The organism is Streptomyces sp. E2N166 (assembly GCF_003671715.1).
Taxonomy (GTDB): domain Bacteria; phylum Actinomycetota; class Actinomycetes; order Streptomycetales; family Streptomycetaceae; genus Streptomyces; species Streptomyces thinghirensis.
The window spans coordinates 1,225,866-1,235,619 of sequence record NZ_RAIF01000012.1 but is presented as its reverse complement, the minus strand read 5'-3'; the positions used below and the strand labels follow the sequence as shown (position 1 = coordinate 1,235,619).

Here is a 9,754-nt window from a genome sequence, read left to right as displayed (position 1 = left end):
CTCCCGGCCACAGCCGGCCCGCTCGCCGCCGCCCTCCCGGCCACAGCCGGCCCGCTCGCCGCCGCCGCCCGCGCCGCCGCCGAGACCCCGCCGGCGCACGCACGGCCCGTGTCCGCTTCCGTTGCACCGCGGGCAACAACGGGTACTGGGTGATCGACGGGGTCCGTCCGGCGCGGTCCTGATTAGGCTGTGGGGCGTCGGTACGCCGTGGTTCCGGCGCCCCCCGCCCCAGCCCCACCGCACGCCAGGAGTTCGTTGCACATGGCAGACCGCAAGCCCATCGAGTCGTGGCTCACCGACATGGACGGCGTCCTCATCCACGAGGGCGTGCCGATCCCCGGCGCCGACGCCTTCATAAAGAGGCTCCGCGAGTCCGGCAAGCCCTTCCTGGTCCTCACCAACAACTCGATCTACACCCCGCGCGACCTGCACGCCCGGCTGCGCCGCATGGGCCTGGAGGTGCCGATCGAGTCCATCTGGACCTCGGCGCTGGCCACCGCCAAGTTCCTCCAGGACCAGCGGCCCGGCGGCTCGGCGTACGTCATCGGTGAGGCCGGCCTGACCACCGCACTGCACGACATCGGCTACATCCTCACCGACCACGACCCCGACTACGTCGTCCTCGGCGAGACCCGCACGTACTCCTTCGAGGCCATGACGAAGGCGGTACGGCTGATCAACGCCGGCGCCCGGTTCATCTGCACCAACCCCGACGAGACCGGCCCCTCCACCGAGGGACCGCTCCCGGCGACCGGCGCTGTGGCCGCGCTGATCACCAAGGCGACCGGCAAGCAGCCGTACTTCGCGGGCAAGCCCAACCCGCTGATGATGCGCACCGGGCTCAACGCGATCGGCGCCCACTCCGAGACCAGCGCGATGATCGGCGACCGCATGGACACCGACGTGCTGGCCGGCATGGAGGCCGGGATGCAGACCTTCCTCGTCCTCACCGGCCTGACCCGGCCCGAGCAGGTCGAGAACTTCCCGTACCGCCCGTCCAAGGTGGTCGACTCGATCGCCGACCTGGTCGAACGGGTCTGAGACCGTCGAAGCGGCGGTAAACCCGCCCGCCGCCGCTGTAACCCGTTCGGAGCAGCCGGACCCCCGCGCAGGATGCGGGGGCCCGTCCCGCGGGGGAGTCTCCAGGTAACTGGAGGTGCACGATGGGCTCACTGAAAGTCACTCTCTGTGCCGGAGCCGCAGTGGCCGCGGCGCTCGCACCGATCGCGGCGCTCGCACCGGCCGCGTACGCGGTGGACGGCGGAGGCGTCTCGGTGTCACCGTCCACACCCGCGCCCGGCAGCGACGTCGAGCTCCGCGTGGCGGACTGCACCGAGCAGACGGCCCTCGCCGTGTCGGCGGCCTTCGCCTCGGACGTACGGCTCACCCTGGCCGCGAAGGACGGCGTCCTCGTCGGGGCCGGTACGGTCCGCTCCACCATGGAGGCCGGCGCGTACGCCGTACAGGTCAGGTGCGGCGACGACGCCCGAAAGGGCACCGTCACCGTCGCCGAGCAGCGCCGTCCGGCCGCCCCCGCCTCTCCCGTCGCCCCCGTCGACGCGGGCGGCGGCGGCACCGCGCGACTGGCCGCCGCCGACGCCCGGGACGAGGCCCGCCCCGAACCTCCCGGCACGGCGCACACCGTGACCGGCCTGGTCCTCGCGGGCATCGCCGCCGTCGCCGTCGCGCTGCGCAGCGTCCGCAGCCGGAGCCGCGGGACGGGCTGAGCGACCATGTCCGAACAGGACCAGCGACGCGCCGTCGGCTCCGGCCGCCTGGTGACCGGCATCGCCTGGGTGGTGCTGCTCCTCGGGCTGTGGCTGTGGGGCCGCGAGGCCACCGACGTGCGCGAGGGCATATCCCGGCCGGCCACCGGCGACATGGCGGCGGCCGGCCGGCCCCCCGACGTACCGCTGCCCCCCGCCCACGCGCCTCTCGGCGACGCCCTGCCCCAGCGGCTCGACGTCCCCGGGCTCGGCATCCGGGCGCCCGTCGTGTCCCGCGGCCTCGACACCGAGGGCGCCATCGAACCACCGCCCTTCGACCGGCCCGGCTCCGTCGGCTGGTACGCGGACGGCGTGAGCCCGGGGGAGGCCGGGACCGCGCTGATGGTGGGCCACGTCGACACCGAGACCGAGCCCGCCGTCTTCTACAAGATCAGCACCCTGGAGCCCGGCGAGACGATCCGGGTCCTCCGCGACGACGCCGAGGTCGCCGAGTTCACCGTCGACGACGTCCAGGTCCTCACCCGCGACGGCTTCGACGCCCAGCAGGCCTACGGGCCGCACAGCACGGGCCGCGCCGAACTCCGCCTGATCACCTGTGGCGGCACCTTCGACCGCGCCACCAACAGCTACACGGCCAACGTGGTCGTATCGGCGTACCTCACGGGTACCGGCTCCTAGGAACTTCGGGCCGGTATCCGGGAACCCCCTGGGTGCCACAGGCGTATGTCAGGATTGAGCCTCGGAACAGTGCACCCAGGGGGGTTGGATGTACGGCAGCAGGGGGGCCGGAAACTTGTCCACGAGGCGAGCGTCCGCGGTGGCGCTGGGGGCGGCACTGCTGCTCGCGGGCTGCTCCTCGTCCGACGGCGGCGAGGACAAGGGCAAGAACGAGAACGCGGGCGCCGGGATAACCCAGCAGCCCAAGGAGGCCGACCCGTTCTGGGTCAATCCGGGCGGCAACGCGGCCCAGCAGCTGGCGGCTCTGCAGAAGTCCGACAAGAAGGACCAGGCCGAGCAGATCCGCAAGATCGCCCAGCAGCCGACCGGCGAGTGGATCAGCCCGGAGAACCCGGAGGAGCAGGCCCGCGGTTTCACCGAGGCCGCCGACGAGGCCGGCCGCACCGCGCTGCTCGTCCTCTACAACATCCCGCACCGCGACTGCGGCCAGTACTCGGGCGGCGGCGCCGCCGACGGCAACGCCTACCGTTCGTTCATCGACGGCGTGGCCAAGGGCATCGGCGACCGCTCCGCCACGGTCATCCTGGAACCGGACGCGGTGCTCCACCTGGTGGACGGCTGCACCCCGGAGCAGTTCCACGAGGAGCGCTACGACCTCCTCAAGGGCGCCATCACCAAGCTCTCCGCGTTGGAGAACACCAAGGTCTACCTGGACGCGGGCAACGCCGGCTGGGGCCACCCCGACCAGATCTTCGAGCCGCTGAAGTGGGCGGGCATCGACCAGGCCGACGGCTTCGCGGTCAACGTCTCGAACTTCTACACCACCGAGGACTCCATCGCCTACGGCAAGCAGCTCTCCGCCAAGGTCGGCGGCAAGCACTTCGTCATCGACACCAGCCGCAACGGCAACGGCCCCTACACCGAGGGCGACCCGGGCGAACGCTGGTGCAACCCCCCAGGCCGAGCCCTCGGCGAAACCCCGACGACGAAAACCGCCGACCCCCTCGTGGACGCCTACCTGTGGGTCAAGCGCCCCGGGGAGTCGGACGGAGAGTGCAAGGGCGGCCCGAAGGCCGGCGAATGGTGGTCCGAGTACGCCCTGAAGTTGGCGCAAGGGTAAGGAACCCAGGGGCGCGGGGCTGCGACATTCGCGGCCACCGCCGCGTGGGCGGGACCAACCACAACGCTCCCCGCGCCCGACAAAGCGCCCTCGGGAGCGCTACGGCACGTGCACCCACTCCGCCTTGGAAGGCGTGCCCTCCCCGTCGGTAACGAACATCATGTACCACCCCGACTGAACCAGGTTCTTGTTCTCGGGCACGGTCACCGTCAACTGGTCCCCGTCCGCCTTGAAGTCCAACGCGATCGACCGCTGATCCACGTCCGTGACATGCGTGGACGCGCTCGGCCGGATCAGCCGCACCTTCTTGACCGACTCCGCCGCCCGGGACGTGAACGTCCCCGACTCACCACGCTCGATGGTCTGCGGCCCCCCGGAGAGATCCGGCCGGGAATCCCGGTAGAGGTACGGCGGCGTGTAGATCTCGATGCGCTGCTCGAACTTGCCCGGCTTGGTGTTGGCCTTGTCGGCGTAGAGCGAGTCCGACCCGAAGAACATCATGCGGCCGTCGGGCAGCAGGATCGAACCGGAGTGGTAGTTCCTGCCGACCAGCGGATCGGCGACCCGCTCGAACTCGTTGGTGTCCGGGTGGTACAGCCGGGCCTGGAGGATGTTGGAGTCGCTGCGGCCCCGGTAGTCCTCCGAACCGCCGGAGACCAGCACGCTGTCGTCCGGCAGGATCGAGGCCTGCGGATAGCGCGTGCCCTTGTCCAGTGACGGCCCGTCCACGAACTCCGGGTCGTCCGCCTTCAGGTCGACGATCCGGGTCTTCTCGCTGGACAGCTTGGACTCGCCGACCCCGCCGCCGCCGATCACCATGTACTTCTCGTCCTGGGCGGGCGGCAGCAGCACCGAGTTGGCGGTCTCCAGCATGTTGGCGTCGCTCAGGCCGGGGACCTTGGTGAACTTGTTGGTCTCCACGTCCCAGATGCCCGGATCGCGGCCCACGTCGTCGGGGCCGTAGCCGGCGTTCGCACCCGAGTAGAAGACCTTGCCGTTCTGCATCAGGAACAGCGCCGGGTACGTCGGGAACTGGCGGGTCTCCTCGGTGTAGGTCCACTCCTTGGTCTCCGGGTCGTAGATCTCGTTCTTGCCCGGGACCAGCTGGCCGATGTCGTCGAGGCCGGAGACGCTGAGGATCTTGCCGTCGCTCAGGGTGGTGAGCGTCGGGTACCAGCGGGCCTCGTGCATCGGGTCGACCTTGATGTACTTCTCGGCGACCGGGTCGAACTCGAAGGCGTCCCGGATGCCCTGGAAGTCCTTCTTGTCGAGGGCGAGCTTCTGCGCGATGCCGTACGTGTTCTGCGCGTCCGCGCCCGACAGGCCATGGACGCGGTAGTTGTCCTGGGTGCCCGTCTCGTACTGCCGGCCGCTCTTCTGCGCCTCGACGTAGATCCGGCCGATGCCCGGGTCGTTGCGCAGGAACTTGCCGGTCGCCTTGTCGAAGACCTTCTCGGCGCGGGGCACCAGCACCGGGTCCTTGGAGACGAAGGTCTTCTTGTTCTCCTTGCCGGTGAACTTGGTGCCCGCCGGCAGGGTGATCGGCTTGTCCGGGTTCTCGTTGTGGACGATCATCAGGCCGCCGGCCTTGGTGACGTCGCCCTTGAGCTTCTCGTACCGCTTGGTGCCGCCGGCGATCAGCAGGTTGCCGTTGGCGAGCTGGGTGTGGCCGGTGCAGAAGAGGTCGGTGGGCGTCGGCACCTTCTTGACGGTCCCCTTGACCGGGTCCCAGATGCGGGTGTCGAACCGCTTCGCGTCGAAGTTGTCCTGGTTGTTGCCCGACCCCGCGACGAGCAGTACCTTGCCGGTGCGCAGCAGCGCCGCGTGGATGGTGTTCTGCCGGTACTTCTCGGGAAACTCGATGATCTCCCATTTGCCGTTGGCGGCCTTGTACTCCGGCTTGTTGATCTTGTACTGGTGGTATTTCTCGGTTCCGAAGCGGTAGAGCCACGGCCCGTTCATCCCGGCCAGCGCGACTACCACCGCCGTACCTATCGCGAAGCGACGGGCGCGGCGGCGGCCGGCACGGTCCTTCATTCCTTACGTCCCCCAAGTCCACCAAGGGCGATCTGCATGGTCTGGTCGTTGCCTCCGTCGGAGGCCGCCCAGCTGGGCTTCTGCTGCGGTGCGTGCGGCGCGTACGCCTGCGCGGGTACCGCGTCCGCGGGTGCCGGCTGCTGCGACGGGACCGGCGTGTCGGGCTCCGCCGCCACGGCCGGCGGTCGCTTCTTCGCCTTCCGCATCTCGTGGCGCCACGCGAACATCGGCGACGCGGTGATCAGCAGCGCGAACGTCGCCCAGATGATCATCGCGGGGTGCGAGTGACCGTAGACGAAGCCGGCGGTGATCGAGCCGCCGAAGATCAGGATGAAGTACCAGTGGTACCGGAAGGTCCCGAAGAGGGTGTCCGGGCTGGCGGAGTCGCCCTTGGGCGTGACCACGAACTTGCTCTTGCGGCGCAGTACGGAGTCGATGAGCGCCTTCGCGTAGAGCGGCGCCGACAGCGCGGACATGACCATGCCGGCCACACCGCCGGAGCCCTCCGGCTCGTGCGGCGAGACGTTGTGGCGGCGGTTCCAGACGTACAGGCCGATCTGGAGGGCGGAGGCGTTGCCGTAGAGCATCAGCCAGACGGCCGGGTCGATGTTGACGCCCGAGGCGCCCAGGCCCAGGAACAGGCAGCAGCTCAGCGCCGCCAGGATCCAGTTCAGGGCCGACATCGGGTAGAAGATGATCATCATCGTGTAGTTGAAGAGCTTGCTCGGCGGGAGCGAGTACCAGCCCTTCCAGTACTGCTTGAGGATCGTCTCGTACGTCCCTCGCGACCAGCGCATCTGCTGGGTGAAGAAGTCCGTCCAGGCGTTCGGGCCCTCGCCGACCGCGAGCACGTCCGGGGTGTAGACCGAGCGCCACTTGCGGCCCGTGGCCGGGTTCTTGTGGCGGTGGATCTCGAAGCCGGTCGCCATGTCCTCGGTGATCGAGTCGTACAGACCGCCGATCTGCTTCAGGGCGCTGATGCGCACCGCGTTCGAGGTGCCCACGAACATCGGCGAGCCGTACCGGTTGCCCGCGCGCTGGATCAGCGCGTGGAAGAGGAACTGCTGCGACTCGGCGGCCTTGGTGATCGGGTTGTCGTAGTTCCCGTAGACCTGCGGGCCGATGACGAAGCCGACGTCCGGGTCGCGGAAGAAGCCGAGCATCCGCTCCAGGTAGTTGGGCAGCGGCACGTGGTCGGTGTCGACCGAGGCGAAGAAGTCGTAGTCGCCGCCGTGCGCGTCCAGCCAGGCGTTGTAGTTGCCGTGCTTGGTCTTGGCGCGGTGCGGGCCCTTGGGCATGTTCCACTTCGCGACGCCCTTGCGGGAGAAGTGGTGCACGCCGAGGCGCTCGCAGACCGCCTTCACCTCGGGGTCGTCGCCCTCGTCGAGGAGCCAGACGTGCATCAGGCCGCGGTGGCGGATCTTCACGGCCGCCTCCAGGGTCTTCGTCACCATCTCCAGCGGCTCCTTGCCGGGCACGAAGGAGGTGAGGAAGGCGACCCGGGTGCCGGTCTCGGGCACCACCGGGATCGGGTCGCGGGCGACCAGGGTGGCGTGCGCGTTCGACAGCACGTTCAGGCAGCGGAACAGCTCGATCAGGCCGATCGAGACGAGCATCACGATGTCGAGCGCGGGCAGCCAGTCGAAGGCCGCGTAGTCGCGCTCGGTCCAGTGCGTGGGCTGGAGCAGCCAGACCAGCAGCACCACCGACAGCAGCGGGGCGGCGGCCAGCATCAGGGCGACCCGGACGCGGTGCGGCTCCTGCGATATCAGCGAGCGGTACTGGACCTTGTACGGCTTGTGCGGGTCGGGCTGGGTGAGGGGGCCCGCGAGCCGGCTGTAGTGCTCGTAGTCGTACCTCGGCAGGGTCTTCTGTATCCGGCGGAACGAGCCGGTGTTCCAGGTCCGATGCGCGGGCACCCTGAGCTGGGTGGTCTGGGACGGGTCGTGGTCCTGCCCGGCGCCCGTCGGCGTCGACGTCATGAGTCATCCCCCCACACGCGGGTCACGCGTGTTTCGTCGCTTCCAGCGTCCGCTCCGGTCCCCCTCGACCTTCACGCACGTAACAGTGGTGGGTTGCTGTCACCACGGCATCCACACCTTATATAGACATGGAATGGCGACCCCCGGTTGCATGATGCCCCCCTCGGCATCCCCTCGGCATCCGGCCCCCCAACCGGACCAGGGTTCTACGGTGTTCGCCATGATCGCAAGGTGTCCGGAGGCCGGGTACGCCGAAGGCCCCTCGTGTGCTACGAGGGGCCTTCGGCCGTCGGTGCGCCGCCAGGGACTCGAACCCCGGACCCGCTGATTAAGAGTCAGCTGCTCTAACCAACTGAGCTAGCGGCGCCTGCTGACCTGCACAACTCTACCGGATGCCGGACGCTGCTCCGGACCGTGCCCGGGGGCCGCCGGGAGCCCCGGGCGATCGCGCCCGCCGCCGTGTACATCATTCGGACCGTCAGCATGCGCGCGAGGAGGACAGTTGAGAAACTGACCGACATGTACCGAAGTGCACCGCTGAGGGCATTTTCACCGGGAGTGTGAGGGGAATCGCATGGAGGCTCCCGTATTCGAGGAAATCGACCCCGCGAGGGACTGTGACTGCCCCGGTTGCCGTCACTGGCGCCGCGTCCTGCCGCATTCCCCGGCCGGCCGCGCCCCCGGCCATCCGGCGGCCCACCGCGCGCTGGTCGTGGCCACCGCGACCGCCGCCGTCACCGGGGCCCTGGGCGCGGGACAGGCGGCAGCGGTGCCGACGGCCGTTCACGCGTCCCACCGGCCGGGCGATCCCGCAGCCGACGAGCCCGGCACCCCGCAGGGTCCCAGGGCCCCGCTGCACGGCCCGTCCGGGACGCCGGCGGCGCCCCCCGCCGGTGCGGAACCGGCCGCGATCACTCGCACGGAGATCATCAACCGCGCCAAGACCTGGGTCGCCGCCAAAGTGCCCTACAGCATGACCGCCTACTGGTCCGACGGTTACCGGCAGGACTGCTCGGGTTATGTGTCGATGGCCTGGAAGCTCCCCACGAACGAATGGACGGGCAGCCTGGGCACGTTCGCCGACCGCATCACCAAGGAGGAGCTCCAGCCCGGCGACATCCTGCTGTTCCACAATGCGGCCGACCCCCAGAAAGGCTCCCATGTGGTGATCTTCGGTGGCTGGACGGACCAGACCCGCACCGCCTACACGGCCTACGAACAGACTCCGCCGCACACCCGCAAGCTCGCCACGCCCTACGCCTACTGGAGCAACTCCGCCAAGTACCTGCCCTACCGCTACAAGGGAGTCACCACGACCACGGCCGGCGGGGCACCGGCCGCCACGGCCTACCCGGGGGCGTCCTCATTCGGCCCCGGCGCCGACAACGAGAACGTCACCGAGCTGGGCCGGATGCTCGTCGCCCGCGGCGCCGGACGCTTCTACGCCGCGGGGCCCGGCCCCCGCTGGTCGGACGCGGACCGCAGGGCCACCGAGGCGTTCCAGCTGGCCCAGGGCTGGCGGGGCGAGGACGCCGACGGGCTGCCCGGCCCGGGTACCTGGCGGCTGCTGAAGACCGGCAAGGGAAAGGACATCGCGGCCCCGGCGGCCGGCCCCGCCTCGCACGGGGTGGCCGGCTACCCCGGACGGGCGATGTTCGGGCCGGGCGCGGACAACCCGTACGTCACCAGACTCGGCAGGCAGCTGGTGAGGAAGGGATTCGGCAAGCACTACACGACCGGGCCGGGCCCGCGCTGGGGCGAGGCGGACCGGCGGGGCGTCGAGACCTTCCAGCGCGCCCAGGGCTGGCGCGGTGGGGCGGCGGACGGCTACCCGGGCCCGGAGACCTGGCGGCGGCTCTTCTCCTGACCGTCCGCCCAGCGGTGACCACCCGTTCATGACGCATCTGGCGCGGAGGCTGGAGCACGCATGAGTACGACCTCTTCCACGAACCCGGACACCAAGCCGCCGGCCCCGCCCGGGCCCGGAGCGCCCGAAGGGGCGGCGGAGGCGGGCCACCGGCCGGCCCGGCTCATCCACAACGAGGCCACCACCGAGATCCCCGTCCACCTGCTGTTCCGCGACGACCCCCATCCGGCGCCGGTGGCGCTGCGGTCCGCGGTCGTCGGCCGTCGGCAGGGCACGGGGGAGCAGCCCCGGACGCGGCGCCCCGTCGCCGCGCGCCCGCGCCCCGCGCCGAGCGTCGACCCGG

The 9,754-nt window shown here is 70.3% G+C and carries 7 protein-coding genes, 1 tRNA gene and 1 pseudogene; 6 read left to right on the top strand and 3 right to left on the bottom strand.

What is annotated here, in order from left to right; translation table 11 throughout:
* Positions 1-261: 261 nt before the first annotated feature.
* From EBH09_RS13385 to EBH09_RS13370, 4 genes are all read left to right on the top strand, one after another.
* Positions 262-1,041, top strand: coding sequence for an HAD-IIA family hydrolase (locus tag EBH09_RS13385; RefSeq protein WP_121747169.1), 780 nt, complete (start codon positions 262-264; stop codon positions 1,039-1,041).
* A 122-nt stretch (positions 1,042-1,163) separates the two neighbouring features.
* A complete protein-coding gene (locus tag EBH09_RS13380) occupies positions 1,164-1,727 on the top strand; it encodes a hypothetical protein (protein ID WP_121747168.1) in 564 nt (187 codons plus the stop codon).
* Positions 1,728-1,733: 6 nt separating this feature from the next.
* Complete coding sequence (locus EBH09_RS13375; protein WP_121747167.1) at positions 1,734-2,405, top strand: class F sortase; 672 nt, start codon at positions 1,734-1,736, stop codon at positions 2,403-2,405.
* Positions 2,406-2,493: 88 nt separating this feature from the next.
* Entirely contained in the window at positions 2,494-3,525 is a 1,032-nt protein-coding gene (locus tag EBH09_RS13370) for a glycoside hydrolase family 6 protein (protein ID WP_193776275.1), read from the top strand.
* Positions 3,526-3,624: 99 nt separating this feature from the next.
* Here the strand turns inward: EBH09_RS13370 and EBH09_RS13365 are convergent, their stop codons facing one another.
* The 3 genes from EBH09_RS13365 to EBH09_RS13355 all read right to left on the bottom strand — a co-directional run bounded on the left by EBH09_RS13365 (position 3,625) and on the right by EBH09_RS13355 (position 7,911).
* On the bottom strand, positions 3,625-5,562 hold the full coding sequence (locus EBH09_RS13365; RefSeq protein WP_121747165.1) for a kelch motif-containing protein: 1,938 nt from the start codon (positions 5,560-5,562) through the stop codon (positions 3,625-3,627).
* Positions 5,559-7,544: a cellulose synthase catalytic subunit gene (locus EBH09_RS13360; protein WP_121747164.1), complete on the bottom strand. Its 1,986-nt coding sequence runs from the start codon at positions 7,542-7,544 to the stop codon at positions 5,559-5,561. The genes EBH09_RS13365 and EBH09_RS13360 overlap by 4 nt, the downstream gene beginning before the upstream one ends.
* Positions 7,545-7,837: 293 nt before the next feature.
* Positions 7,838-7,911: transfer RNA gene (locus EBH09_RS13355), tRNA-Lys, on the bottom strand.
* A 207-nt stretch (positions 7,912-8,118) separates the two neighbouring features.
* Here EBH09_RS13355 and EBH09_RS13350 point away from each other — a divergent pair.
* Together EBH09_RS13350 and EBH09_RS13345 are read left to right on the top strand one after the other, a co-directional pair.
* The gene (locus EBH09_RS13350) at positions 8,119-9,411 is read left to right on the top strand and encodes a peptidoglycan-binding protein (protein WP_121747163.1); all 1,293 of its coding nucleotides are present in this window, start codon (positions 8,119-8,121) and stop codon (positions 9,409-9,411) included.
* A 60-nt stretch (positions 9,412-9,471) separates the two neighbouring features.
* Positions 9,472-9,754, top strand: a pseudogene (locus tag EBH09_RS13345) (SPFH domain-containing protein); the annotation flags it as partial.

Excerpts from the sequence above, each read along its gene's own strand:
- EBH09_RS13385 (WP_121747169.1), top strand. The coding sequence starts at position 262 with ATGGCAGACCGCAAGCCCATCGAGTCGTGGCTCACCGACATGGACGGC.
- EBH09_RS13380 (WP_121747168.1), top strand. The coding sequence starts at position 1,164 with ATGGGCTCACTGAAAGTCACTCTCTGTGCCGGAGCCGCAGTGGCCGCG.
- EBH09_RS13375 (WP_121747167.1), top strand. The coding sequence starts at position 1,734 with ATGTCCGAACAGGACCAGCGACGCGCCGTCGGCTCCGGCCGCCTGGTG.
- EBH09_RS13370 (WP_193776275.1), top strand. The coding sequence starts at position 2,494 with ATGTACGGCAGCAGGGGGGCCGGAAACTTGTCCACGAGGCGAGCGTCC.
- EBH09_RS13365 (WP_121747165.1), bottom strand. The coding sequence starts at position 5,562 with ATGAAGGACCGTGCCGGCCGCCGCCGCGCCCGTCGCTTCGCGATAGGT.
- EBH09_RS13360 (WP_121747164.1), bottom strand. The coding sequence starts at position 7,544 with ATGACGTCGACGCCGACGGGCGCCGGGCAGGACCACGACCCGTCCCAG.
- EBH09_RS13350 (WP_121747163.1), top strand. The coding sequence starts at position 8,119 with ATGGAGGCTCCCGTATTCGAGGAAATCGACCCCGCGAGGGACTGTGAC.